This is a genomic window from Streptomyces sp. NBC_01077, from assembly GCF_045162855.1.
Taxonomy (GTDB): Bacteria; Actinomycetota; Actinomycetes; order Streptomycetales; family Streptomycetaceae; genus Streptomyces.
In genome coordinates this window covers 458,437-484,566 of the sequence record NZ_CP108669.1, presented here as the reverse complement: position 1 = coordinate 484,566, position 26,130 = coordinate 458,437, and the positions used below count along the sequence as shown (strand labels likewise).

The window sequence follows — 26,130 nt, the reverse complement described above, 5'->3', positions numbered from 1 at the left end:
GTCCCGGGCCTCACGCCAGTCCGGATCAGGAGCGCCGGCAGCCGGCGAGCCCTTCACGCCTCGCGCTGGGCCGGGCGAAGCCGGGCAAGGTCATGGGGCAGCTCCTTTTAGGGTGCATCCGCCTGGCTGAGTGTCTGAGCAAGTTCACGTCGGTTTGTGACACCAAGTTTGGTGTAGGCGTGCTGCAGGTGGTTGTCCACTGTGCGCACTGACAGGTGGAGGCTGGTAGCGATATCCCTGCTGGACATGTCTCTCGCAGCCAGGTGGGCGACCTCCTGCTCGCGGCGCGTGAGTACTGCCGTGCTCTCAGCCCGGGCAAGCAGCTCGGTGCGGACTCCTTGGCAGCGGTCCGCGCAGGCTTTGCCACGCTGCTCGGCGGCTGTGGCGTGCCGGGTTCCTCCGCGCCGCCGCCAGGCCACGGCGGCTGTATTGAATGCCTCGGCGGCGAGGAGGTCTGCTCCGGTCTCCTGTAGTTCGCCGGCAACCTCCTCGAGCAGCTCGGGGGCACCATCAGCGAATGCCACCGCCAGGTGGGCGCGCGCTGCGGCGAGGTTCCCGTCGCAGGCATCGGCCAGTTGCGACAACCGCGTCACGACGTCGGGAGCACCGCCGAGGCGGGCGGCTTCGGTCAGGAGAAGGGCCTCGGAGGTGGCGTACCCCGCATCTTGGGCCGCCGCAGCCGCCTTGAACAGCAGTTTCCGGGCCTGTCCCAGATGGCCTTGGGCAGCCTGGACCCAGACGTCCCCCAGGGAATCCTCTCCCACGAGTATTCCAGAGGCCGGATGCTGCTGACTCTCAGCAAGAACGGCTTCGGCGGCCGGCAGGTCACCGAGCATCGCAGCAGCCGCGGCAAAACCGGAGTCGATCAGCCGGGTGCCGAACATGTCGTTCTGCTTATGGGCCTCCCTGGAAGCCTCGTCATAGAGGTCGCGAGCCTCCCTTATACGCCCGGCGAAGAATTCGCTGCGTGCGGTGAAGAACAGACCCCACAGATACGTCACCGGAAGGTGCTCGGACAATCCGTGAGTGATTACTTCCCGACCTACCGATCGTGCTTCCGTGAACCTCCCCAGCTCACTCAGTGCAATTATCAAGGGAACACGCTGGAAGATGGGCTGCTGAAACTGTGATTCCCGCTCCAGCTCGGTATGCACCGCATGGGCGTGATCGGCGACACCAAGCGCGAAGAGACTCTTTCCGGCAAGGGCACTGTACGTCGCCCGCATGAGAGAACCATAAAGCCACGCATCAAGGACTTGCGGGTTCGCAATATCCTTCTCCAATTCGTCCACCGCTTCGAGTAGTCGCAAACCCGGGACCGGCTCTCCTGCCGCACAGCGATGGATCCCCTCATTGACCTGGAGCGTTCCCCTTCCGTGCCCCTCTCCGACTCTCTCCTGGGCGCGCATGAGAACATCCAGGGCCTCTTTCATGCGGCCCTGCATCTGAAAATTCATGTTCCATTCTTGAGCGCTGCGCACAATTTCATCGTCGGTAGCAGCAGATTCATAGGAGCGAAGGAAATGGATTTCCGCCTCGTCGAATTGCTTCAGACTGGAATGCGCTTCGCCGAGAAGCAGGTGTGTTGCGTGTGTGTGCTGTTCGGGTGGCAGGGCCTGCAGTAGATTGATGACCTGCCTGTAGTCATGGGCATGGCGGGCCAGGCTGGCGGCTCGGATGAGGAGGTCCGGCGCGGCAGTGCCCTCACTGGCCAACTGCAAGACTGCCAGATTCAGGGGATCGCCGCGGCGCCGGATACCGTGACTCTTCACCCGCTGAGCCTCTTCCACCTGCAGAGACCGGCGGCGCACACGGGGTATTTGATCACGCAGGACCTCGCCGTACAGCGGGTGCGAAAACTGCACTGCAAATCGGCGCCGGTCGGTGGTGACCCGGATCAGCCCTGTCTTCTCCAACTGCATCAGAATCGCCGTGGAGGCCTTCGCCTGTGCATCGGCCAGCGGCAACGGCTCAGTCAGTGCCAGCAGCTCAAGCACCGGACGGGCATTCGGATCGGCTTCCTGGAGCCGGGTGCTGATGAGCTCGGCAAGCTTGGGCGTGCCCTGCACTCGGTCCCCAGCCAGTTCCCAGGCGCCCTTGTCCATGCGCAGGGTTCCGGCCTTCAGCGCACCGCTCACCAGCTCCCATAGAAACAGTGCGTTGCCCCCGCAGACAGCGCGGAGCCGGTGCAGGGTGTGCCGTCGGATCCTGCCGCCCAAAGCTGCGCCGAGCACCGCTTCCGTCTGCTGTGGGTCGAATTCCGAGAGATCGATGCGGTGTACTGCCTCCCCGCTGGTGAGTGTCTGCACCGCTTCGCTCACTGGTTCTCCGGTGCGGACGGTGCCAACGACCCGGACCACTCCGGCATCGGTCAGCTGCTGAAGCAACATGGCCGATGCCGCGTCCAGGAGTTGCAGATCGTCTATCAGGAATGCCCACCGGGAGCGCTGTGGCCCGGCCAGGGCGTTGACGACTGCCTTGAAGGCTTCCACTGGCTCAGCCATGTCGACATCGGCCGGCAGCAAGTGAGCGATCGCGCCCAACGGCACGGTACCTGCCGCTGCGGTAGCCGTCGCCCGCCCCGTTTTGAAGTCAGCCTTGCCCGCCCTGGCTATGCACTCCTCAGCCAGTCGCGACTTACCCACCCCGGGCGGCCCGAAGATCGCCACACCGCGACAGCGCCGGTCCGCCCACACCTGCGCAAACTGTCGCAGCTCTTCGTCCCGGCCTGTCAGTGGCCATCGCGTCGTTGCACGTTCGTGAACAGCCATGAAAGCCTCCTGTGCGGCGCTCCCGAGCCTCCGGAACACCCTGGCCTTGTGCCTCCAGGATAGTGACCGGGCAAATACCTGACACGCTGGCGCCGAGGTGCGCTGCGATCCCGTGGCGAAGCGGCGGTGCATGTCCGCCTTGGCGCCTCCAGCTTGATCTTCAACCTGTGCGGCGTAGGCGAGGAGGGGCTTCCTCGCTTTCAGTTTCGCGGCGTCTGATGTGCGGACTGTGCGGACGCAGTGGCGTGGGGTGGGCCGGACGCTCATGTGTCCGGGCGGTCCTCCAGGGCCGGGGCGGGAGGGCTTCGGTGCTTTGGCGGGACAGGTCGCCTTCGGGCGGAGGACCGGAGACCGCGACGGACTCGGGCGGGGCGAGCCTGCCGGGCGGGGTCGGCTTCTCCCACGGCCGAAGATCGGCCGCCAGCGGGCAGGCGAGCCGGAGCTGGGTGAAAACCGTGAAGATCAGCCAGGTCCAGCGGCCGTCGGCTTCGCGCGCAACTTCGGGCAGGTCCGGTTCAACAGCCGGAAGGTGTGCCCGATGCACCGTGGGAATGCTTGCAGAGATTGAAGGCATTCGAGGATTCCGGCAGCACCTACGGCCGCCGGCGTGTTGAGGCTCCGATGCCGGCTGCGGGAACGTAGTGGGCGTAGGCATCGACGAGGTCGCCCCAGACATGGCGGACCGTGATGGACCGCTGGGAGACGTTTGAGTGGAACTGCTGCTCGGGACCTGGCTCCTGGTCGACGTGGTAGATCTCCACGTGGCCGAGACCGTCGTGGTCGAGGTTCCGCTTCAGCCGTCCCGAGCGGGAGCGGGTTCTCGCGCCGATGGCTCCAGTAGGCACTGCCGTTCCGCTCCAGGGCGGCCGTCGGCCGAGCCCGTCAGCGAATCGGCGAGCGGTGCACCGGCGCGCGGGCACCGGTGGTAGGACGGAGCGGCCGGGTCAGAAGATTTCTTTGGAGGCGAACGGGGACAGCTCGGTTCGCGCCGCTTCCGCTGCTTCATAGAGTTCGGTCGTTTGGCGGACGGTGTTGTCCAGGGCGTCGACTACGGCTTGCAGCCTTGCCTCGGCGTTCTGGTTGAGGCCCTTTCGGTCGAGCTTCAGGCGGCCGGCCTCGTGCTCGGCTTTCAACCAGGAGGTGCAACAGTCCACAATGCCTGCGAGCGCTCTGGAGCTGCTGGACACGTCGTCGATGATCCGCTGGACATCGGAGGCATAGCGGAGGCCGTTTCTCTTCTCGACGGCGGTGGACAAGGTGTGCAGAGACATAGCCCATACGTCGGTGAGGCGCCTGGTGCGCTCTGAGGAGTGGGGGTTCTCCGGATTCAGGTCCACAAGGTCCAGGCCGGCCTCACGAATGACGTTCAGTACGCCTTCGGCCCAGTCGAGTGACTCAATTCGCGCTGGAATCTCCAGACTGTCCCACTCGAGACCTCTGCTCAAAGAGGCGTTGACGACGGCCAGCCGCCTCTTGAGGTCGATGCGCGGATCCGTGACGAACTTCTCGCTCATGAAGATTCAGACCCTCCTTCCACCACCATGCCGGTGTGCGGGTCCAGCCACTGCGCTAAATCGCAGCAGGACCATTGATCCCTCACGGTCCCGTCGCCCACAGGACGACTCCGCTCTCCGGCAACACGCTCGATACCCCCTGCCGGCCCGCGGCGGGTTGTCGTGTGATGCTGCGGTGTCACCGGGTTTTACGGGCCGAGGGTGCTGACTGTTCTCGTCTCTTGTCTTCGCCGGGCCGGGCCGACGATCAGGTGATGGCCGGAAGACCAGTGAGGCGCCGCCAGGCGGTGGTGAAGGCATCTGCCCAAGGCAGGATGATCTCGGCCGGGCGGGCCACCCCGCAGCCGGATGGGCTTCGACTACTCCACTTCGCCCTCGACGACCACCATTCGTGATCTCAGAGAAGGCAGGCCGTCCACGGCCGTCTGCGGAAATCGGGCGGGTACGGAGCCCGGAGCACCGGGCAGCAGCGGACACCGCAGAGCTCTTCCGGAATGCCGGACGGTTCCATTCGGAGATCGCTCGCTTGCTGACGGAAATCTGCAGCGCGGCGGGAGGCACGCCCCGAAGGCTGGGGCACCCTGCCGGAGCCCCAGCCTTCGCATGCTGTCTGCTACATCGCATCGGCCATCGAGCGGCACATCTCGGCGCAGCTGCGACACGCCTCGGCGCAGCGCATCAGTAGGGCATCGTCGGGCATGGACATACAGGCCTCCGCGCACATCTCGCAGGCTTTGGAACACAGAGTGCACATCTCGGCTGTCATGGGTGAGCGCCGCATCATCATGTCAGCGCACATGCGGGTCAGCTCGGAGCAGTCCATGAGCGCACGCATGATCTGCGTCTGGGCATGGCCGTCCGTGGACATGCAGGCGCTCAGGGACTCTTCACACACGGTGTGGCAGGACATGCACGCTTCGATGGCGTTCTGCATCTCGACGCTGAGCGGGGATACGGCAGACTGCTGCTGAGCCATGATTCCTCCTCGGACCGTTGGAAGCCGGATGCCGGCCGCCATGCTCCCGTTCTACGCCCCGCCGCTCATGTCCACCATTTGAGAGTGGGCGTACTCGTGGGTCCAGGTATCTGCTGCAGCGGCGTCTCCGGACGTGCGTCGGCCGCAGCTGCGGACGACGTTGTCGAGAGTGCGTCGAGCGGCGAACCCGCACCGGTGTCTCCGGTGCGGGGGCGGGCGGCTGCGTGGGACGGGTTACGTCGTGCTCAACGGTGCGGCCGCATGCTGTTCGCAGCTGGCTTGGTTGCCGCTGCTGGCTGCAGGGGCCTGTCCTAGGCCCCTGCGTGGGACACATTGGGGATGCCTGCCGTGTCAGCCCCAGAGGACCACAAAATCGTCTATTTCCGGGTGAGTGCCCGGTACTCTACTGACCTGAGTCAGAGGTTTGTCGTTAGTTTGGGTATGAGTCGTCCGGGTTCGAAGATTCCGCCGTTGTCAGTGACTGATGCCCAGCGGGTTGTGTTGGAGGGCTGGGTGCGTCGGCGCGGGTCGTGTTGGAGTGTGCGGACGGCCACTCGATCATGGACGTGTCCCGCCGGCTGCGGATCGCTCCGGACACGGTCCGCACCTGGCGGCGGCGCTTCTTGGAGAACGGTCTGGACGGCCTGTGTGACGAGCCCAGGCCGGGTGTCCCGCGGAAGATCACCGACGCGGACGTGGAACGGGTGATCATCAGGACGCTCGAGGAGACACCGAAGAACGCAACACACTGGTCGACGAGGTCGATGGCGGCGGCGACGGGCATGTCGCAGTCGACAGTCTCAAGGATCTGGCGGGCGTTCGCGCTGGCACCCCACCGGTCCCAGACCTTCAAGCTGTCGACCGACCCGTTCTTCATCGACAAGGTCCGCGACGTCGTCGGCCTCTACCCCGACCCGCCGGAGAAGGCCCTGGTCCTCTGCGTGGACGAGAAGTCGCAGATCCAGGCCCTGGACCGGTCCCAGCCCGTCCTGCCGATGATGCCCGGCGTCCCCGAACGACGCAGTCACGACTACATCCGCGCCGGCACCACCACCCTCTTCGCCGCCCTCGAAGCCGCGACCGGCAAGGTCATCGGATCACTTCACCGCCGCCACCGGGCCATCGAGTTCAAGAAGTTCCTGGCCAAGCCCGACAAGGAAGTCCCGGACGACCTGCAGATTCATCTCATCCTGGACAACTACGCGACCCACAAGACACCCGACATCAAGAAGTGGCTTCTGGCACACCCGCGGTTCCACCTGCACTTCACACCCACGAGCGCGTCATGGCTGAACCTGGTCGAGCGATGGTTCGCCGAGCTCACACAGAAGAAGCTCAAGCGTGGCGTCCACCGCTCCGTCCCGGCCCTCGAACGCGACATCCGGTCATGGCTGGCCGACTGGAACAACCAACCCAGACCCTTCGTCTGGACCAAGAGCGCCGACGAGATCCTCGACAAAGTCGCCGCCTACTGCCACCGAATCTCTGACTCAGGTCACTACCCGCACGAGGCGACCTCAGAGGGTGTTCGGTAGCGGTATCCCCCTATCCGCCCGATCTACGCTGAGGCGAGATGGACGTGTCTTCATGATCTCGTAGCGGGTAGCGCTTCGGGGCTGTATTGACTATGTGGTGACCGAACGACGTGCGTATCCCTCGGACTTGAAGGACGACCAGTGGGAACTGGTCGAGCCGCTGCTTCTGCAGTGGCGGGCTGCTCGGGTCGAGGGCCGGGAACCCACTACCGACCTGCGTGAGGTCGTCAATGCGATCCTCTATGTCGCCCGAACAGGGATCGCGTGGCGGTATCTGCCTCATGATCTGCCGCCTCACACGACGGTCTACGGCTACTTCCAGGCGTGGGAGGCGGACGGCACTACAGAGGAGATCCACGACACGCTCCGTGAACAGTTACGGAAGAAGAAGGGCCGCCGGATCCTGCCCACAGCCGCAGTGATCGACGCCCAGACGGTGAAGGCATCACCGAACGCACCGGAGGCCACGCAGGGATACGACGGAGGCAAGAGGGTCAAGGGCCGTAAGCGGCACATCGCCACTGACACCCTCGGGCTCCTCCTGGTCCTGATCGTCACCGCCGCCGGCGTGCAGGACACCAACGGCGGCAAACTCGCCGCCGACGAACTCGCCACAAAGTTGCCCACCGTGACGAAAGCCTGGGTGGACGCCGGATACAAGGCAAAAATGATCGCGCACGCCTCGGACCTTGGCATCGATGTGGAAGTCGTCTCACGTGATGCGGAGCAGAAGGGCTTCGTGGTCCAGAAAGTCCGATGGCGTGTGGAGCAGACTTTCGGGATCATGAGCCGGTACCGCCGCCTGCACCGCGACTACGAAGCCTTGCCGACCCGGTCCCGGTCAATGATCCACTGGTCCATGGTGAACTCCATGGCCAACCGGTTGACCGCCAGCCCGAACAAAACCGGGCAATACCTCCGCCCGAAACCCCCCGCGACAGCCTAAAGCAGTACCGAACACCCTCTCAGAGCCTGCTCTGCTTTGACGTGCACCATCGGTGTGCCGATCAGGCCGCCGAGGCGGTCTCGTATTCGGCGTAACTGAGGTGGCCGGGACCGTTGTGGAGCCGGTGCAGGCTTTACCCGGTTCTCGAACTACTCGAGTATTGCGTGTGTAGGCAGCCCTGCTGCGCCAGGGGTGGTTGCCGTCCACCTCATTCTTCAGGAGGAGAAGAATGATTCTGCCGACGTGTTGTCCCAGAGCTGGCCGGTGCAGCCGACGGACGGCCGGATGCCGAACGGTGTTGCCAGGGTGGTGAGTTCATGGCTGGTGTACTGGGTGGATTCAACTGGGCGTCGCAACACCTCAGGTCGGAGGTGGAGCGACGGGTGTTGGACCGTGGCAGCGCCGGGTGCGTGAGTGCCCGGAGACAGCTGCGGCAGTACTTTGAGAATGAGATGTTTCCACGGTTCGCGGCCGGTTTCGATGTCTCCACCGCAATGGCCTGGCGGTACGTTGACGAGACCGTCGAGGGCCTGGCCGCATGGGCGCCGGGCTTCCACAAGGCCCTCGTCGGCCCGGGTGAGGGCGGCTTCGTCATCGTCGACCCCACCCTCGTCCCCAACGACCGCAGCTACGCGGACGAGCCATACTACTCGATGTAAAACCATCGCCATGGGATGAACGTGCAGGTCATCGCGCGTGGGGGTGGGACACCGCTGTGGTTCCCAAAGGCCCTGCCGGCTGGACCCACGACGTGACCGCAGCCAGACCCCGCGGCATCATCCTGGCCCGCCTCACCCGCCAGATCCTGAGTCTCGCAGACCGGGCCTACCAGGGCGCCGGCGTAGCCGTCCCCCTCCCTCCCGCCACCGCGAACAACCAGAGCACTGCCAGTAGTTCAACCGTGATCACGCCCGCTTGCGGGCACCCGGTGAACGCGCCTCGCCCAGCTCGAAACCTGGCAGGTCCTCCGGTGAGCGCGACGTCCCACTAACCGCGCCACCAGATCACAAGAGCCATCCCCACCCTCCTGAACTGCGGGTATTCAGAATGAAAAGGTTCACCAAGGATCTTCGGAGTGGTCACCGATGGTGGTTGGTGGTGTTCATGCGGCGAGGGAGATGCCGGGGGTTCGGGATTCGTAGAAGGTGCCGTCGCGGAGCATGGCAAACAGGACGCTGATGCGCTGGCGGGCGAGACGGAGGAGTACTCGGGGGTGGTTCCATCGCGGACTCTTTGACGGTCACGGTCACGGTCGCGGCCCGATGCCGAATCCGGCAGCGAGCCGGCGCATAGGTGTCACCGCACCGCAAGGTGGCCCGGAGAGCAAGGCCTGACGTGCGGTGGGAAGGCGCCGCCATTGCGTCCCGATCGCCTGTCGCCCGGCTGTCCGGTCAGGAACCGCAAGGCGCGGCTGGATAGATCGGCTGAGGATGGGTGGACAAACTCGTGAAGCCCCCGGCGGACACGGGTGGTCTCGGTCGAGGACCCGTCTGCCGGGAGCTTCGTCGCTGCGCAGGACTGTCCAGCTCGCGGTCGACACCGCCAGCCGGAAAGACTCACTGCGCCCGGTGAGGCCCTACGAATGCATGCGAGGAGATTTTGTTGTTGAAATTAACGAGAACCCTGTATGAGTCGCAACTGTCAGCCTCTGTCTTCCCGCTGCCGCAGAAATTCCCGATCGGGGAGTGGTATAGAGAGGCGCCGCTTTCATTAGGGTTTTCATAGGCTCGAACCGGTTGCACATTCCGATTGCGGGTGGATGACGCCGTGTTCTGAACGCTGACCGCAGTGTTCCAGTAATAAACCCCTGCACTTATATAGTCGTTTTCGTTGGTTCGGAAGTCCGCTACAGGCGGGTAGTTGGACGTGTCGACTACGTATGCGTCGTAGATGCAAAACTCTCTGAGATCACATTTCCCATCAAACGAGTGTCCTGCGACGCTGCTCGTGCCAGCCGAGCTGAGGGTGTCGTCAGCGCCGGCGGCACTGCTGGCGCCGGCGCCAGCGAGCAAGAGAGCGAGAGCGGCGCCCGCGGCGGCTGCTGTGCGCTTGATCATCGAGCTTCCTATCGTCGTCGAATCCGAATTCGCTCGTGGGTCGCGACGCCTGTGGCGAAGAAAGAGACCGCAATAGCTCTACGGTTCCCTGATACGCGGTTCGAGGTCTATTCCTGGTAAGTCAGGATGGTGGAGTTTGGGTTTAATCCATCCATCCCGGCTGCTTGGGAGGATAGATGAATCGCCGGGAGGATTACTAGGGTAATCAATACCCTCCCCTCTATTGATCCGAAACGGTTTGGGTTCTGGGTCGTTGGTGGGGTGTGAGCGATCTGGTGGGGGACGCGCGGCATCTGTCGCCGTCGGCGCAGGAGGCCCTGCGGCTGCGGGCGGTGGCCGCGTTGGTGGCGGGGCGGGACCGTGAGGACGTGGCGGCGGTGTTCGGGGTGTCGCTGAAGGCGGTCGACACCTGGTGGGCGAAGTGGCAGGCCGGTGGCCGGGAGGCGCTGGTCATGCGCCCGCGAGGCAAGCCGGTCGGGGTGCATCAGGTGCTCGGGGAGGCCGAGCAGGCCGCGGTGCGGCAGGCGGTCCTCGATCACCGGCCCTGCGACGTGGGGCTTTCCGGTCAGCTGTGGACGCGGCGGTTGGTGGGCGAGCTGATCGCGAAGCTGTACCGGGTGCGGCTGACGGAGGTGGGGCTGGGCAAGTACCTGAAGCGGTGGGGACTGTCCTTCCAGCGCCCGGACAAGCGGGCCGTCGAGCAGGACCCGCAGGCCGTGCGCCGCTGCGGCATCAGGAGACCTGGCCGGCGATCCGGGCGAAGGCGGGGAAGGACGGCGGCGAGGTCCTGTTCGCCGACCAGGTCGGCATCCGCTCCGACCAGGTCACCGGCCGTACCTGGGGCGAGAAGGGGAAGACCCCCGTCGTGCGGCGGACCGGCAACCGGTTCTCGGTGAACGCGATGTCGGCGATCAGCACCAAGGGCCGGATGCACTTCATGGTCTTCACCGAGAGCTTCACCGCTGAGGTGATGTGCCGCTTCCTGGACCGGCTCGCCGCCCACCCCGACGACGTCGAACTGCACTTTCTGCCCCCGTACTCGCCCGAGCTGAACCCTGACGAGCTGGTCAACGCCGATCTCAAGCACAGCCTGCCCAAGCAGCACCGAGCCCGGGACCAGGCCGAACTCGCCGCGGAGACCCGCCGCTTCTTCCGCAGACGCCAGCGTCAGCCGCACATCGTCCGCGGTTACTTCGGCGGCCCACATGTCCGCTACGTCCTGGACGAGAACCCCATGTTTTCTGATAGGACGCTGAGTACTCAGATCTGCTGGCTCCTGCATTCCGTGCTCGGCTTGTCGTGACCGGCGCCGATCCCACAGGATCGGAGTCAGTGGCCGTGGATGGGCACGGCCCGCGGCTCCGGCACGGCCAGACGCCCGGTGCTCACCTGCTGGGCGCGATGACCGGTCACTGCCGGACCGTCACCTGGCTATGGGTTGCCGACAAGACCAACGAGATCACCTGCTTCGCCGCGCTGTCGCCTTACGGCCTGACCGGGGTCACGGTCACGGCGGATGCCCTGCACGCCCAGCGCAGTCACGCGCGTTTCCTGGTGGAGGAGAGGAAGGCGCACTACCTGCTGGTGGTCAAGACCAACCAGCCCGAACCGTCACCGCAGGCTGCGCTCGCCACTGGAAGGACGTCACCGCACGCCGCTGCGACCGTGGGATCGGCGATGGTCGGCGCGGGGAGACCCGGGCGACCAGAGCCCTCAATGTCACCGACCTCGCCCTGGACTTCCCCCCACACCGCTCAGGGCCGTGCGCATCCGGCGTCACCGTACGCACATTGTGACCGGCACCGGCAGCCGCCAGATCATGTAAGCGATCACGGACCTGACCTCTCACCAGGCCTCGCCCCAACGGTTCGGCCGGCTCGCCAGGTCGCAGTGGACCATCGAGAACCGGCACTTCGTCCGTGACACCACCTTCCGGGAGGACGCCTCGAACATCCGTACCGGCCGCGGCCCCGAGAACATAGCCACCCAGCGCAACCTGGCGATCAACACCCTCCGCGCCGCCGGGCACCGGAACATCGCCGTCGTTCTGCTCCACGCCTCCTACGAGTCTTTCACCCGCCCACTCGACCTCCTGGACAATGCCTGACCAGCCGGTCCACGTGATCACCGCGACCTTGAAACGCCCCTGCATCCGCTCCTTCGACCAGGGCCGAACCCACCGCCATCGTGCCTACCTCCAGGACCGTCTGTTTCAGGACGACACGGGAGGTGCAGGGGTTCCAGAGCAGCGGGCGTCTGATGGCAGCCTGCGGATTCGCGGCCGGGTTGCATGCACGGGCCGAGACTCACGCCTTGAGCGGTCTTGCGTCAGTACACCAGCCGGACTTGATGACTGACGTGCAGGTTTCGCTGGGCGGAGCGAGTGCCCCGGGCTGTCGATGAGCCAGGGACAGTCTGACTGGCCCGCTCCTCGACCGTGCGACCACGCCGCGGCAGCGGCGGGGCATCTTCCCGGGGTGACCAGCGCGCGTGTCGGCGATCAGTGGAACCTGGACCGGGGTGACCTCTTCGTGACCATCGGCCATCGATTCGGCCGGGTGGAAGAACACCGCCGCATGCGCTACTACGTACCGGCCCTTGACGGCGGGATCGCAAGGCCGGACTCCGTTCCCGCAAGGGCTGGAATGCGGTCCGCCTCCGCGGTGGCTGTGGCGAGCAAGTGTGCGGTGCGGGATGGTGCGGGGCGAGCAAAGGCGGTCCGCACTGATGGTGCCGCGACCTGCCGGAGGGAAGAGTGGTGGACCGCAAGAGTATTGCTTTCCCTGTCATGAGCCGCGGTATGAGGGCAGGCTGACCAAGACATCCGACTCATCGAGAGGCCGCGCATGGCGATACCGCCGATGACCCAGTCCGAACGGGCTGAGGCGTCCCGAAGAGCAGTTGCTCTGCGACGTGAACGTGCCGGTGTCCTTCGCGATCTGGAGCAGGGGCGTACCAGCTTGGAAGCGATGCTGGAGCGCAGGGACGACGTGGCCGGCCCGATACGCGTCCGTCGGCTGCTCGAGGCTCTGCCGGGTATCGGGCCGGTCAGGTCTGCGAGACTGATGCGGGAAGCGGGCATCTCCGAGCGCCGGCGGATCAAGGGGGTCGGGCCCAGGCAGAGGGAACGGCTTCTCGCTCTGCTTGCCGTGCCCCCATACGGCCCCTTCCTGCCGTCCTGAGTGGGGACCGTTCCATATCGGCGACCCCCGGGGTTCGCGGTGAGGGCGACGGCGCGAACGTGCGTGGCCTCTTCGAGCCGTACACGGTGTCATGGGACGTGCCCTGACTGCGTACCGGCTCTCGTTCGAAGGATCACGGGAGCCGGAGTCGGGGCAGGCGTGAGCGACCTTGGCCTGATGCCGGCCGGTCGATGTGTGTCCGACGACGGAGGAGCGATCCTGAGCATGAGCCGGTCGCGGATGTTGCCGTACACCCCTGCGCCGGAAGCGATCGGAGATCGCCTACCCCGGCCCATGGCGTTCGGGCAGGTCCCGCCACGGTACGCGTGGGCAGCTTCCGCCGGAGCCCGTGCACGACGTGAGGCAGGTTCCGCACCGGCCGGCTCATCCGACACGGCGCTGCCTACGACGTTGTCAACGCCCACGACTCATCAGTGAGTTCGGTTCGACACGACGCGAGCAGAGGTGCGAGGGACCGGCCTGGGGACGCCGTGCAGGCCGACAGGCCTCATGGTCCGTAGCGCGGCCGCAGCGGCCTCTCCCCTCTGTCCACGCCTCGACTCACAGCCGCCGGGAGACTCTCAGCGCACTGCGGCTGACGCCATGCCTCAAGTGGGGTGAGCTACTCGCCTCACGCATGGAGCACGTCTACTCATGTCAGCGGGCTGCTTTGAGCGCCCACTGGAAGATTCGGACGACACCGGACTGTTGGTTGTTGTGCACGGTCGGCAGACTGCCGCACCTCCCTGATTCCATCGAGCCACGAAGCTGCTCAGCGGAGGGGCGGCCCGGCCGTCGCCGGTCTCATCGTGACTTGCGGGTGCGTGGGTGAGCCTCCTAAGGGTCTGCCGATCATCAAGGTGTTGCTTTCAGAGCTCGGGCGCGTTGGTGTCGTATGCGCATCCCGGACGAGACTCGTGATCAACTTGCCGTGAAGTTCGCGGTGTTGTTCCCACACCTGGACGAACGACAGCGGCGGCTGCTGATGGCCGCGGAGGCCCGAGGACTGGGCCATGGCGGCATTCGGGCCGTGGCCCGGGCGGCCGGGGTGAGCGGGACGACGGTTCGCAAGGGCATGTCCGACCTGGAGACAGGCCAGTTCCTGACCGGGCGGGTGCGGCGGCCGGGCGGCGGACGCAAACGCGTCGCGGACCTCGACCCTGGACTGCGGGGTGCCCTGCTGAGCCTGGTCGAGCCGGACGAACGTGGTGATCCGATGTCGCCGTTGCGGTGGACGACGAAGTCGACCCGCACGCTGGCGGCCGAGCTGACCCGTCAGGGTCACCGGGTCGGTGCGGACACCGTCGCCGGTCTGCTGCGGCAGGAGGGGTTCCGGCTGCAGGCCAATGCCAAGACACTCGAGGGCAGCCAGCATGCCGACCGGGATGCCCAGTTCCGGTATCTCAACGAGCAGGCACGTGATCACCAGGATGCCGGCCAGCCGGTGATCAGCGTGGACACCAAGAAGAAAGAGCTGGTCGGCGACTTCCACAACCATGGCCGTTCCTGGCGGCCCACAGGCGAACCGGTGCCGGTCCGCGTCCACGACTTCGCCGATCCGCTGCTGGGCAAGGCCATCCCTTATGGCGTCTACGACCTGGCGGCCAACACCGGCTGGGTCAATGTCGGCACCGACCACGACACCGCCGCGTTCGCGGTGGAGTCGATCCGACGCTGGTGGCACGGTCAGGGCCGGGCCGACTACCCGCAAGCTTCCCGGCTGCTGATCACCGCCGATGCGGGCGGGTCCAACGGCTATCGCGCCCGGGCCTGGAAACTCCACCTCGCCCGCCTGGCCGCGGAAACCGGGCTGGTCATCACGGTCTGCCACCTGCCGCCGGGCACGTCGAAGTGGAACAAGATCGAGCACCGGCTCTTCTCCCACATCACGATGAACTGGCGCGGTCGCCCGCTGACCAGCCACGAAGTCATCCTCGAGTCGATCGCCGCGACCACCACCCGCACCGGACTGCGGGTGAAGGCCGAGCTGGACACCAACACCTACCCCACCGGCGTCGGTGTCGGCGACGCGGAGATGGCGGCCCTGCCGCTGACCCGGCACACCTTCCACGGCGAGTGGAACTATGCCCTGCACCCCCAGCCGAGCCCGGCCGTCCCGGCAGCCCGCAACGGCCGGCCACCGACACCGCCGTGGCACTCGGCGCTGCTGTCCGACCCCGAACTGACGGGCCTGACTCCACACCAGCTGCAGAACCTCATCCACACCCTGGCCGCGAAGGGCCTTCCCCGCCGCGGACGCCCACCCCGCCTCACCTTCGCCGACCAGGTCCTGGCCACCGTGCTCCACCTGCGCGTCAACCTGGCCGCGGAACCTCTTGCCGTTCTGTTCAACAGCAGCCGCACCGCAATGCACCGCACCCTGCTGAAGATCAGGAAACTGCTTGAAGCACAGGGCATCATCATCTCGCCGGCCGTCATCCCACCGACCGCCCTGCCAGCCCTTCGAGCCCGAGTGGCCGCCCAAAGCAGCAGCCCCAACAGCAAGATCAAAGCGGCAGGTTAATGATCGGCAGACCCTAAGGGCTCGCAGAAGAACAACACGCGGACGAGCAACGCGCTGACCTGCTGTGTCAAGGCCTAAAACACGCAAGTTTATTCTCTGCGAGCCCTTAGTTGCAGCGGTCCGACGGTAAACGCCGAGCTCGACACGGGCGAGTGTCCCACCGGCATACGCATCAGCGATGAGATCATCGCCGGCCTGCCGATCACCCGCCACCACTTCCACTGAGACTGGAACTGCACCGTTCACCCCGCGGACCGCCCCTGCGTCTTCCCCGGCAACGCGCGAGGTCGGACACGTTGCTCCCCGGGCTGGAAGAGCGCCGCAAGGGGGTCCGAGCTGTGGCCAGCCGCGGACCGTGCCACGCCTGCGTCATGGTCCGCAAACCCACCCTCACTCCCGCCAGCCAGATCCTGGTGGCCATCCTCTACCAAGGACATCGGAGCCGGCCGCCCGAGTGCAATGAGCACCGGGTACTCACGCCTTTCTATGGATTCACACGGGAAAATGGGTAAGCCGGTTGGGTTGCCCGGCGGCATCGAGAAACGAGGAGTCCATGATCTAGAGCCCAGACATTCCGGATGCGGCGGTACAGTCTGTGACGGAAATTTCGCTTTGAGTCCGTGAATCGATACAGGCCTGCAGCGCAATCCGCCTCGCGTGTAGCGAAGTAGCCGAAATAAGTGCTCGACGAGCCATCACATGCTTTCCTTCGGCGACATGGGGGAGAGCTGGAACTCTGTTCCCTGCACATGGCGCGGCGTCACCAATCGAGATTCCTCTGCCCACTAGACAGGATGATACGAATGGCCACCCGCATGTCCGATTCCGAATCTATACGGCAGAGCGGTCCCGAACCCTACGTTCCATGTGTCGATGGCGGTAGGTGCGAAGCAGAGAGGACTGCACGCCACCAACTGTGGTGGACGATCCACCAAATGTCCGGAGGCCATGGGCGTGTGCCACCCAGCACCGAAGACCTCCGCCAATGGTCTGGCGTACTGATCGACGGTCTCATCGCATACCGGGACGACGTCATTCGCCTGAGCGGGCAGCAAGCAGGCTTCTGGCAGATGCGATTGATCTTGGCAATCGAGAAGTACCTGCAGCCCGTATTAGGCGGCCTCCCAGCCAGACGCTGGCTCGTCCACGCCCGTCACCGCACCCATGCCCGTCCCGGTCCCGCAGTCGACCGACAGCTCTACCAGGTCTGGGTCCCCCATCTGGTCTTCACGGTCCGTGAGATCATCGCCGAGACCGCCGTAGTCGCTGCACGCGCTATCCGCGCCGATGAAGAACCCGTCACCGCGGCCCATCTGCTCCAAGCCCGTCACACCCTCCAACATGCCTGCCGCCGTCTGAACGATCCGCCCCCCGACCCGAAACCAGCCAGACGCAAGCGCACAGGGTGAGGGTGCCGACCGCCGGCCAGACGTCATCCGACCCCAGGCTCCACGGGGTGGCCACCGGGACAGGCGAGCCCGGGACGAGGCACCGAAGACGCCGTCGGCCGCCAGACCGCAGGGAGGCTCCTCTGCGGACGCGGTGCCTGCACGAAGAAGCCCAAGGAACTGACAGCGGCGCTTCATCCCCCGCAGGGCCTCCACCTTGCCTGTGGCTGGACGGTGAGCATCCGCAGCGGCCTCATCCGATGCTCCAGGCAGCGAGACCGGGCGGCCCCGCCGAGCAACACCCGCATTTTGGGAGAAGGACTACACAACGATGATCACCGTCGTAGGGCATGGCGACCTCACCGCGCCCACGTTGGCAATGCTCGAATCCGAGCTGACTTCCCGTTTGACCGCCTGCGCGGCTGCGGACGGGACGCTAGTGATCCGAGCCGGTCAGGGGCTTCCGGTCGTCGCCGGACGAGCCGCGGGAGCCGCGGGCCTGGCACCGGTGACCGTCCTGCCCGCAAAGGCGGGACTGCCCGTCCCGCTACGCCAGGGCCACAGGCCGGTCGAAGAGCTGCTCAAGCTGTCGCAGCAGACACGGCTGCTCGAGTACGACCCGTCGAGCCGTGACTCGTGCATCGCCGCGGACGAGACCCTGATCCGCAAATGTGCCAAGATCCTGGCCGTATGGGACGGCTCCCCCTCCACCGACCGGGATGCCACTGCTCACCTCGTCGCCTACGCACTCGGACGTGGTGTCGAAGTTGAGGTCCTCTGGCCCGAAGGAGCACGTCGCATACCGTGGGGCCCGCCAGGCCTGCCTGGTCGCGATCGCCCGACGGGTGCTTGCGCAAGCAGGGCAAGGGGAATCTCTGCTGAACGGCCTCGGCGCTCTGTCGACAACGGGTAGCGGCAGAGCGCCGAGGCCGATCAACGCATTCGATACGAGCCGCGCACGGCAGACATGCCGAGCCGCTGTCATCGGAATTAAATCAAACCCTGCCAAGTCGGCAGAGAGGAGTAGGAATGCTCAAATTGCGATCAGCCCGCGTCGTCATCGCTGGGATCGTCGATGACGCTGATGTCAGTCCGGTGGCAGGTGTAGTAGCCGTCACAAATCGGCTTCGGGCTCTGCTCCGGGATCAGCAGCTGCAATGCCTGTAGCATCGTATCTCCATGTTTTTGACGTTTAGTCCGCAAAGTGCAGCCGCCTTGGCCGGGCGGGACACGTGGCGGTAAATCTAGTCTCCAGGTTCACGACAGCTCCTGAGTACTAAGTACCGGGATCTCTAAAGAATCCGGTGTGACTGGGGCGTTTTCATCCCGAATAGCTGCAGGTCAGCCGTGTGTGGACGGCCTGGGCGAGGGAGCTGATGCGGCGGGTGGTACATCTGGCTCGGGCAAGGACGGTGGCTCCGGCGCCCTGGTAGGCGCGGTCCGCAAGGATGAGGATCTGCCTGGTGATGCGGGCATGGGCGATGCCGTGGGCACGCGTGGGCATTATGGTTCGTTACTGACTTCAGCTCGTCGGGGTGAATCTGTGTGAAGTCCCTGACGGGTGAAGGCGGGTGGCTGTATCCGTGAGGTGTGAGATATGCAGATGGGGGCGGGCTGACGCCGACGGGGCGCCGGCGTCGGGAGACGGTTCGGATGCAGGCGGCTGAACTGTTCGAGCAGCAGATCAAGCCGTCGGAAGTCGCACGGCGGCTGCGGGTGAGTGTGAAGTCGGCTTATCAGTGGCACCAGTTGTGGCGGGATGGCGGTGTTCAGGCGCTGGCCTCCCGTGGTCCGAGCGGGTCGCGGTGCCGGCTGTCCCCGCGGTCTTTGGAGAAGCTGGCCGCGTATCTGGAGCAGGGGCCGGCCGCGCATGGCTGGGTGGAGGACCAGGTGTGGACCGCCTCGCGGGTGGCCACGCTGATCGGCAGGAAGTTCCATGTCTCCTACAGCGTCTCGGGTGCGACCCGGCTGATGCACCGGCTGGGCTTCAGCCCGCAGGTGCCCGCCCGGCGGGTCGCGGAGCGCGATGAGCAGGCTGTCGCCGTATGGAAGGAGGCGACCTGGGCGGAGGTAAAAGGGCGAGGGCGGCCTGCGGGGGCTACGTCTGCTTCGAGGACGAAGCCGGGTTCACCCGCAGGCCGCCGCGGGGACGGACCTGGGGCCGGCGCGGAGTGACCCCGGTTGTCACCATCAGCGGCCGCCGTTCGGGCCGGCTGTCAGTGGCCGGGCTGATTGCAATGCGGCCGGGTTCCCGGACCCGGCTGTGTCACCGCCTGCGGAGTCATCCCGCGGGGAAAAGTGCCCGTCGCAGTATGGGCGAGCGGGACTTCATCGCGCTGATCGACGGTGTCCACCAGCTGGTCGGGGCACCAATCGTGCTGGTCTGGGACCGGTTGAACACCCACGTGTCCCGCAGGATGCAGGCCCTCGTGGCCGAGCGGGCATGGCTGACGGTGTTCCTGCTGCCCGCCTACTCGCCCGACCTCAACCCCGTCGAGTGGGTATGGGCCCACGTCAAACGCAGCCTCGCCAACCTCGCCGTCATGGCCCTCGACCAGCTCGAAGCCCTTGTCCGTAACAGGCTCAAACGCCTTCAATACCGGTCCCACACCCTCGACGGCTTCATAGCGGGGACCGGCTTGACCCTCGTCGAGCAACTATCACCCTGACGAGCTGACGTCAGTACTGTGGCCGGTATCGATCACGTGCCGTCGGCGATGACGCAGTCGCCCTCGCCCAGCCTCGATCAGAGCCTCGTGCGGGCCCGGTTCACATGCTCCTGCTCGGCGACGTACCGCCAGACCGTCGCGGCCGAGACGCCGAAGCCAGCCTTCAGGGCGGGCGGTGTCTTGTTCTGGCGCAGACGCACCAGCGCGAGCAACGCCCTCTGGAGGCAGGATCAGCTTCCTCCCCCGCATACGATGTTGGCACCTTCATGCGTGGATGAGCCGGGAATTGTGTCGACCAGCGCATGTGGGATCTCGACCGTGGCACATATGGGACCGAGCGAGACTCCTCGGACGATGCGTGGTGGGTAGCGGACACCCCTGCAACGACCAGGAGCCTTGTCTCGTCACCCGACTCCGGCGACCTGCCAGTTCACCCCACAGAGACGGGATGCAAACGCCTCAGTTCAGGGCGAATTGTGCCTCCGAGGTGTATCCTTCTCATCGGTATCGGCCAGACACCAACGAGGTGTATCGGTGTCGGCGGTGCCGTGACTGGGGGGCTATGTCTTTGGTCAAGCTGGTCGGGTGGTCGTTCGAGGCGTCTGGAACGATGTGTCTCCGTGCATCCTGATGATCAGGTTGGTGAGTGTGTCCCTGCGGAGCTCGCGGTGTTCCTCCGGGAGGCGGTCGACGGCCGCCCGGTGAAGTGGGCTTGTTCCGCTTTGACGGACACGTTTGGTGTGGTGGTCAGGCTGCGAGGGCGGTCTCGTATTCGGCGGGGCTGCGGTAGCCGAGGCTGCTGTGGAGCCGGTGCAAGTTGTACCAGCTCTCGGTCCACTCGAATATCGCGGTGTGGGCTGCGGCCCGGCTGGGCCATGGCCGGCTGTCGCCGAGCTCGTTCTTGAGGGTGGAGAAGAACGATTCGGCGAGGGCGTTGTCCCAGCATTGGCCAGTGCGTCCGACTGAAAGCCTGATGCCGAAATCTGTTGCCAGGGTGGCGAGTTCACTGCTGGTGTATTGGCAGCCGCGGTCGGACTGGAAGATCACCGGGCTGGCCGGGCGGCGGGTTCGGCAGGCGGCCGTGAGGGCGTCGGCGACGAGTTCGGTCCGCAGGTGGTCGGCGGTGGCCCAGCCGACGACGCGGCGGGAGGCGATGTCGATGACGGTGGCGAGGTAGAGCCAGCCCTCGTCGGTGGCGATGTAGGTGATGTCCCCGCACCAGCGGGTGTCGATCGCGGCGGGGTCGGGCTGGAAGTCGCGAAGCACCAGGTCAGGCCGGGTCACCGTGTGCGGGTCGGGAACGGTGGTGCGGTGGCGGCGCCTGCGGTGCCGGCCGGTCAGGCCGGCCTGTCGCATCAGACGGGCGACCCGGCGCCGCCCGCAGCCGGCTCCTTCACGCTGAAGGACAGCGTGGACGCGCGGGGCGCCATAGGTGCCGCGGGACTGCTGGTGGACGGCTGTGATCTGTTCGGTCAGCTCGGCGTCTCTCACCGAACGGGGGCCGGGGGTGCCGTTGCGGCGGGCGTAGTAGGCGGTCCGGGAGACCTTGAGGAGTTCACACGTCCGTTTGACGGTGTGACCTGCGGTTTTCTCCGCCTCGGTGAACGGGTCCACGTTCACCGGGTCTCCGTCGCGAAGAAAGCCGTCGCACGCTTGAGGATGTCGACGTCCTCGCGCAAGCGGCGGTTCTCCCGCCGCAGAGCCGCCAGTTCCTCGCGTTCGCTGCTGGTCAGGCCGTCACGTTCACCGGCGTCGACCTGGGCCTGGCGGACCCAGTCGCGGACCGCGGTCTCGGTCAGGTCGAAGTCCTTGGCGACCTGACCGACCGAGCGGTCACCCCGCCGGCGACAGCTCGACGATCTCGGCCTTGAACTCCCACGTGAACGAGCGCCGAGGACGCGCCTTCTTCTTCCCCATGCTCTCCATGATGAACATCATCCTTCCGGGGCCCAAGCCCCTGATCTCCGATGTCCGTCAAAGCGGATCAAGCCCAGAAGATCGCTCCTTCCGTATGCCATGGATGCGGCGGTCGGGTCTTCTTCGTGCTGGTGAACGCGTCTGGGGCGGAACGGGAGTGCTCTGGCTGCGGGAGCCGTGCGTTCATCGCGGACAGCGAGGAGTACTGGAACGAGGAGTCCTGGGAGGACGACGAGGCCGGTGCGGCCGGCTGCCCGTGCGGCAGCGAGGAGTTCGAGGCCGCGGTCGCGTTCTCGCTCGGCGGCGACGGATCCGTCCGCTGGGTGACCGTTGGCCTGCGGAGCATCAAGGACGGATTCTCCGGCGTCTATGCCGACTGGAAGATCGACTACGCACCGACGGATCACCTCCAGACCATGGTCTAGGTCTGCGGAGCGATGGCCCGAACGGGCTGTGGTTCGTAGAAAGTTCCGTCTCGGAGCATGGCGAACAGGATGTCGGCCTGGCGCCGGGCGAGGCAGAGCATGGCCTGGGTGTGGTGCTTGCCCTGGGTGATCTTCTTGTCGTAGTAGGCCCGGGAGGCTGGGTCGCGCAGGGCAGCGAAGGCGGAGAGGAAGAAAGCCCGTTGAGCAGCTTATTTCCCCTCCAGGACGGCTGTTCACCTCGGATCGAGGACCCCGAGGTGGGGGTCGCGGGGGCGAGGCCGGCGTATGCGGCGAGGTGGCCAGCGGTCGGGAAGGTGCCGCTGGCGCCGACCTCGATCAGGATGCGGGCTCCGGTCCTGACGCCGATGCCTGGCATCGAGGTCAGGACCTTCGAAAGAGGATGGTCCTCCAGCAGTTCCTCGATCCGCCCGGCCAGCAGCTTGCGCTGCTCAAGGACGGCCGCCAGGGAGCCTGTCAGGCTCGGGACGATCAGCGCGGCCGCCTCGGTTCCCGGACCCGTCACGGTCTGCTCGTCCAAGGCGGCGAAGATCTCCTCGACCAGCCGCTCGGCCATCCGCGGTGCCTTCGGCCGCAGCAGGGTGACCAGGCGTCGACGGCCGGCCTTGCGTATCTGGGCCGGTGAGCCGAACCGTTCCAGCAGGGTGAGGACGGCCGGGTGCTGCAACCGGGGCCCGAGCACCGTTCCAGCGACGGGTGGATCTAGGTGAGCAGGCCGTGCAGGCGGTTTGCGACCCGGGTGGCTTCGCCGGCCAGGGCGTCGTCGAAGCCGACGATCATCTCCAGTTCGGCGATGATGAATGCGTCCCTCGCGTCCGTCTTCGCTTCGCCGGATAGAGATCGGCGATCCGCCGCATCGTCAGCCCCGGCAGACAGGCGACCGGACAGCCCATGCCCCTTGCGACCGGCAGCGGCAGAGTACCGATCGAGGCCGGCTGATCGACGACGAGCACCTTTCCGCGCGTGGCCTGGAGTTTCGCGAACAGCTCGCGGGGCTTCGGCTCGGCGTTGGGCAGCCGCCTGTTGAACGCCTTCTTGCCGGCCGGGGTGACGGCGGGGCGTGGTGTTCGCCCTTGCCGACGTCCAGGCCGGGGAAGACGTCGATGTCGCCGGTGTCGATCACGTGCAGGCCCCTCCATCGCGCTTTCGTCCGGCCTTGCCTCGGCACAGAGCTGCCACATTCACGTAACGGAGAGCTCTTCCGGCTCGGGTGAAGCCGGTGCTCAAGCCCCTCATCAGCGGTCTGTCGATGCCTTCGGGCCCAGTGACACCCCCCCCGGGATCATCAACAACAGGAGGGGGAAGTCATGCCGGACTCGAAGGTCGGAGGCCCCATTGCGGAGCCATGAAAAGGTAACGGGGGGTCACCCTGGCGGCTCCTGAAGGGTTCGGACGGCCGCCAGTCTGGGCACGGGATCAGAACGGTACGGTCCCTCGGATGAGGCGAGGGCGAGGTCGGTCCTTTTCGTGAACCCGTGCCGGTCGCCCCCTGGAGTGCACCCCTCCGGCTTCTCTCCTGTCACACCCCGCGGTCGCTACTCATGTGCTGCCCCTGGCGTACGGCATAGCTTGGACTAGGGGCGGGTGGACTGGACATACGGCAACCCACGCGTTCCACCGTGGAAGTCATCCTTCAGGACAGAAACCCCTGATCCTGGATGTCCGTCAAAGCCGAACGATCCCGCCCTCAGGAAACGCAGCAGAGGAGTGCCGCCCTCGCCGTGGCTGCACTTCGTGTGGTTCAAGTCGAAGCGGAAGTCGGTCACCTGGAGCGCAGTCGCGCGACGGTGGGGCCGAGAGCGTCTGGCTCGGCCGCAATGCGCATCGGCCGTCGATGCAGTGGGACCCGCCCGTCGGGAGGGCCGACGGGCGGGTAAACCGGCACAGGGGGGTCGGTATGTGCCGGCTTGACGGCACACTTCCCCCAGAAAGCGCCGTCACTCCACCTTTTGCCTCGAGAAGGCCACTTCCCTGGCAGGGCAAATTCGATCATGCGGGGACGGTGTCAGGATGAGTAGGTGGTACTCCAGGGTGAGGCTGAGTGTTCGTCACCGAGAGGGGAGGCATAAAGGGGCGGTCACGCAAGGAGCGTCAGTGGATTTCCTTGTGCTCCACGACGTCCGAGGACGTCGACGTGACTGCACTCTGTTCCTGAGCAGCGGTCAAAGGCCGAGCCTCGGGCCATCGGGGGCTTCCTCGCGGCGTGGTCGGCATATATATGAATCCGCGGAGAGGACTCCGACGGGCTGTGCCGAGGCGATGCCGCCACGCCCATGTCCGACCTCGAAACGGGGCATCGTAGCCTTCGTGAACCTGGTGAGACGCATGCCGAACGTAGCTACCCCTTTCATCCTGCCGTCGGCTCATGCGCCCTCGAACTCCAGGACCTCAGGCCGAACGGCATGTCCCGTAAGCAACTCGGCGACCCCACTGACACCTTGCTCCCCGGGTTGGAAGAGCGCCGCGAGCGGGTCGGAGCCGTGGCCCGCGGCGGGCCGTGTCCTCGAACCGGCAGAGAACGAGATCGAACCGGTGTGTTGATACCCGGCACTCTCTTGAGTGCTCGTGAAGGGGCACGGCCTGGAAGGCGACTGTTGAGGAGGGTTGTGTCGGTGTGGGGGACGGTGTGGGGTCGGAGATTTGTGTGAGGACGAGAGCGTCGTCGTTTTCTCCGGCCGACCGGGGGTGCTGGTGTAGGGGATATTCCGGTGAAACCATGATGTGAGCGCAGAGTTGCCGCGACGATGGTGGTATGAGTGAGATGGGTGCGTGGCCGGTGGTGAGGGTTGTGGTGGGGCCGGTTGAGGTCGTGATGGAGGCCGGTACTCTTGGCGCGGCGGTACGCAGCAGCGCTCTGGCCGTACGGGGACCGCTGTTCGGGGTGGCCTCGCAGGGCAAGGACGACGGTCAACGGTGGCGTGTGGTCGTCGAGGTCACCCACGGCTGTCCGCAGCAGGCCCGTGACGGGCTGAACTCGCGGTTCTGGTTCCGGGCCAAGGACGAGGCGGACAGCAGGCGGGAACGGCGTGCGCTGCTGGCGGTGGTCGCCCGGCTGGAGAGCGAGTACGTCGACGAGCTCACCGTGCTCGGCATGCGCTATCGCGTCGTGCGGGCGGAGGAGTACGTGGCTCTCGATGCGCACGGCGACATCGAAATGCCATGGCCCACCGACTTCGGACCTCTCATTCCTGGCTGGGGCTCCGGGGCGGGCGCCCGCGGCCCGAGGGTGGACGGCGATCTCGTCCTGGACCCGGACGCACCCCTTTCTCCCGTTCAGGCGGCGGAGCGGCTGGCGTTGCGTTCCCTGGTCTACTCCGACACCAGGTTTCCCGGCCCCGTACTGCAGGACTCCGCGCGGGCTCTGGAGAGTCACCCCGATGTCGTGCTGATGCCGGTGGCGTTCCTGATCATCGAGCGGTCGGGTGAGAAGTCCTGGACGCCGGGCAGCGGTCTGCATGCCACCGTCCACGACGCACGCCGGACCCTGGCCTTCGCCCTGGCCTGGTGGGAACCGCGCAAGCGAGGTCTGATCCCGCGCGACGCAGAGAGAGACGTCGACGCGCGCACCATGGTCGCCGAGAACACCGGTCCCCTGGCCGCCGAGCTTGCGGTGTTCGCCGAGGCGGCGGACCGGCTGCGCGCAGGCAGGCAGGCTCGACGAGGTCGAGGTCCACGGCACCGTCTTCAGGATCGCCCGGGCCCGCCGCCTGCTGCGCTGGGGCTCCGACGGGCCGGAAGGCCCCCGCCCGTCCGACATCAACACGCACGCCCCCCGGGCCCTCCACCCGCGTATCGACGAGGATGGGACCATCCATTTCGAAGAGCCCACGGAGGAAGAAGACGCCTCGTGAAACATACGGGACCGTCACCGCACCCCCCTTACTCCGTCGAGGAGGCCGAGATCGAAGTCCGGCTGTCGTGCGGGACGGTACGCGACCCACGGGATTTCTGATGCCCAGAGCGCAGCCGGCTTGGGCTGACCGGCTGCACGCCTGTGTCGCATCCCTGTACCGGGCTCCGACGCCTTGAGCTCCATGTGCCGGGTTGCGCGACCCCCCAGTGGCTGTGCTCATGAGAACCGACAGCAGGTGCCTCGTGCTACCTCGAGGTCGGCGAGCTCCGTGGGGTTGATGAGCAGGGCCTCCGGGTCGCTTTCCCGAAGGGCTGCTCGCCGACTCGGCCAGCACGATCTCGGCCGCCCGAGGGCC

General features: G+C 66.1%; 16 protein-coding genes and 9 pseudogenes. 12 read left to right on the top strand and 13 right to left on the bottom strand.

Annotation, left to right across the window (positions count from 1 at the left end; translation table 11 throughout):
• Positions 1-107 precede the first annotated feature (107 nt).
• From OG462_RS02135 to OG462_RS02115, 5 genes and pseudogenes are all read right to left on the bottom strand, one after another.
• A complete protein-coding gene (locus OG462_RS02135) occupies positions 108-2,771 on the bottom strand; it encodes a LuxR C-terminal-related transcriptional regulator (protein WP_406053936.1) in 2,664 nt (887 codons plus the stop codon).
• Between the two features lie 189 nt (positions 2,772-2,960).
• Positions 2,961-3,311, bottom strand: a pseudogene (locus OG462_RS02130) (transposase); the annotation flags it as partial.
• Positions 3,312-3,364: 53 nt separating this feature from the next.
• Entirely contained in the window at positions 3,365-3,616 is a 252-nt protein-coding gene (locus OG462_RS02125; protein ID WP_406053934.1) for a hypothetical protein, read from the bottom strand.
• A gap of 99 nt (positions 3,617-3,715) precedes the next feature.
• The gene (locus tag OG462_RS02120) at positions 3,716-4,285 is read right to left on the bottom strand and encodes a hypothetical protein (RefSeq protein ID WP_406053932.1); all 570 of its coding nucleotides are present in this window, start codon (positions 4,283-4,285) and stop codon (positions 3,716-3,718) included.
• Positions 4,286-4,898: 613 nt separating this feature from the next.
• Complete coding sequence (locus OG462_RS02115) at positions 4,899-5,261, bottom strand: four-helix bundle copper-binding protein (protein WP_406053930.1); 363 nt, start codon at positions 5,259-5,261, stop codon at positions 4,899-4,901.
• 441 nt (positions 5,262-5,702) lie between these two features.
• Here OG462_RS02115 and OG462_RS02110 point away from each other — a divergent pair.
• The 3 genes and pseudogenes from OG462_RS02110 to OG462_RS02100 all read left to right on the top strand — a co-directional run.
• A pseudogene (locus OG462_RS02110) lies at positions 5,703-6,796 on the top strand (IS630 family transposase).
• A gap of 97 nt (positions 6,797-6,893) precedes the next feature.
• Positions 6,894-7,742: an IS5 family transposase gene (locus tag OG462_RS02105; RefSeq protein ID WP_406066313.1), complete on the top strand. Its 849-nt coding sequence runs from the start codon at positions 6,894-6,896 to the stop codon at positions 7,740-7,742.
• A 443-nt stretch (positions 7,743-8,185) separates the two neighbouring features.
• Positions 8,186-8,793: pseudogene (locus tag OG462_RS02100) on the top strand (transposase family protein); the annotation flags it as partial.
• A 51-nt stretch (positions 8,794-8,844) separates the two neighbouring features.
• Here OG462_RS02100 and OG462_RS02095 read toward each other — a convergent pair.
• A pseudogene (locus tag OG462_RS02095) lies at positions 8,845-8,984 on the bottom strand (IS110 family transposase); the annotation flags it as partial.
• Positions 8,985-9,000: 16 nt separating this feature from the next.
• A pseudogene (locus tag OG462_RS02090) lies at positions 9,001-9,146 on the bottom strand (IS5/IS1182 family transposase); the annotation flags it as partial.
• 976 nt (positions 9,147-10,122) lie between these two features.
• On the opposite strand from OG462_RS02090, the pseudogene OG462_RS02085 reads away from it, so the two are divergent.
• The 4 genes and pseudogenes from OG462_RS02085 to OG462_RS02070 all read left to right on the top strand — a co-directional run bounded on the left by OG462_RS02085 (position 10,123) and on the right by OG462_RS02070 (position 16,914).
• A pseudogene (locus OG462_RS02085) lies at positions 10,123-11,102 on the top strand (IS630 family transposase).
• Between the two features lie 1,543 nt (positions 11,103-12,645).
• Positions 12,646-12,981: an integration host factor, actinobacterial type gene (mihF, locus tag OG462_RS02080; protein WP_406053928.1), complete on the top strand. Its 336-nt coding sequence runs from the start codon at positions 12,646-12,648 to the stop codon at positions 12,979-12,981.
• A gap of 895 nt (positions 12,982-13,876) precedes the next feature.
• On the top strand, positions 13,877-15,505 hold the full coding sequence (locus tag OG462_RS02075) for an ISAzo13 family transposase (RefSeq protein ID WP_406053500.1): 1,629 nt from the start codon (positions 13,877-13,879) through the stop codon (positions 15,503-15,505).
• Between the two features lie 956 nt (positions 15,506-16,461).
• Positions 16,462-16,914: a hypothetical protein gene (locus tag OG462_RS02070; RefSeq protein WP_406053926.1), complete on the top strand. Its 453-nt coding sequence runs from the start codon at positions 16,462-16,464 to the stop codon at positions 16,912-16,914.
• Between the two features lie 1,023 nt (positions 16,915-17,937).
• Here the strand turns inward: OG462_RS02070 and OG462_RS02065 are convergent.
• Together OG462_RS02065 and OG462_RS02060 are read right to left on the bottom strand one after the other, a co-directional pair.
• A complete protein-coding gene (locus OG462_RS02065) occupies positions 17,938-18,063 on the bottom strand; it encodes a hypothetical protein (protein WP_406053924.1) in 126 nt (41 codons plus the stop codon).
• Positions 18,064-18,214: 151 nt separating this feature from the next.
• Positions 18,215-18,385, bottom strand: a pseudogene (locus OG462_RS02060) (IS5/IS1182 family transposase); the annotation flags it as partial.
• Positions 18,386-18,507: 122 nt separating this feature from the next.
• On the opposite strand from OG462_RS02060, the gene OG462_RS02055 reads away from it, so the two are divergent.
• Together OG462_RS02055 and OG462_RS02050 are read left to right on the top strand one after the other, a co-directional pair.
• On the top strand, positions 18,508-19,068 hold the full coding sequence (locus OG462_RS02055; RefSeq protein WP_266977486.1) for a winged helix-turn-helix domain-containing protein: 561 nt from the start codon (positions 18,508-18,510) through the stop codon (positions 19,066-19,068).
• Entirely contained in the window at positions 18,954-19,562 is a 609-nt protein-coding gene (locus tag OG462_RS02050; protein ID WP_406066281.1) for a transposase, read from the top strand. Before OG462_RS02055 ends, OG462_RS02050 begins: the two co-directional genes overlap by 115 nt.
• Positions 19,563-19,639: 77 nt before the next feature.
• Here OG462_RS02050 and OG462_RS02045 read toward each other — a convergent pair whose 3' ends face one another.
• From OG462_RS02045 to OG462_RS02035, 3 genes are all read right to left on the bottom strand, one after another.
• Positions 19,640-19,774 (bottom strand): transposase family protein, encoded by a 135-nt coding sequence (locus OG462_RS02045; RefSeq protein WP_406053922.1) that lies wholly within the window; start codon positions 19,772-19,774, stop codon positions 19,640-19,642.
• A gap of 535 nt (positions 19,775-20,309) precedes the next feature.
• On the bottom strand, positions 20,310-21,182 hold the full coding sequence (locus OG462_RS02040) for an IS3 family transposase (RefSeq protein ID WP_406053522.1): 873 nt from the start codon (positions 21,180-21,182) through the stop codon (positions 20,310-20,312).
• Positions 21,179-21,361, bottom strand: coding sequence for a hypothetical protein (locus OG462_RS02035; RefSeq protein WP_406066311.1), 183 nt, complete (start codon positions 21,359-21,361; stop codon positions 21,179-21,181). The genes OG462_RS02040 and OG462_RS02035 overlap by 4 nt, the downstream gene beginning before the upstream one ends.
• A 249-nt stretch (positions 21,362-21,610) precedes the next feature.
• Between OG462_RS02035 and OG462_RS02030 the strand changes: the two genes are divergently transcribed.
• A complete protein-coding gene (locus OG462_RS02030; protein ID WP_406053920.1) occupies positions 21,611-21,904 on the top strand; it encodes a hypothetical protein in 294 nt (97 codons plus the stop codon).
• Here OG462_RS02030 and OG462_RS02025 read toward each other — a convergent pair.
• Positions 21,901-23,045 (bottom strand): annotated as a pseudogene (locus tag OG462_RS02025) (transposase). The gene OG462_RS02030 and the pseudogene OG462_RS02025 sit on opposite strands and share 4 nt — an antisense overlap.
• A gap of 1,629 nt (positions 23,046-24,674) precedes the next feature.
• Here OG462_RS02025 and OG462_RS02020 point away from each other — a divergent pair.
• Both OG462_RS02020 and OG462_RS02015 read left to right on the top strand, forming a co-directional pair.
• Positions 24,675-25,517: pseudogene (locus tag OG462_RS02020) on the top strand (DUF5954 family protein); the annotation flags it as partial.
• A gap of 10 nt (positions 25,518-25,527) precedes the next feature.
• The gene (locus OG462_RS02015) at positions 25,528-25,773 is read left to right on the top strand and encodes a DUF5954 family protein (RefSeq protein ID WP_406066310.1); all 246 of its coding nucleotides are present in this window, start codon (positions 25,528-25,530) and stop codon (positions 25,771-25,773) included.
• Positions 25,774-26,130 lie beyond the last annotated feature (357 nt).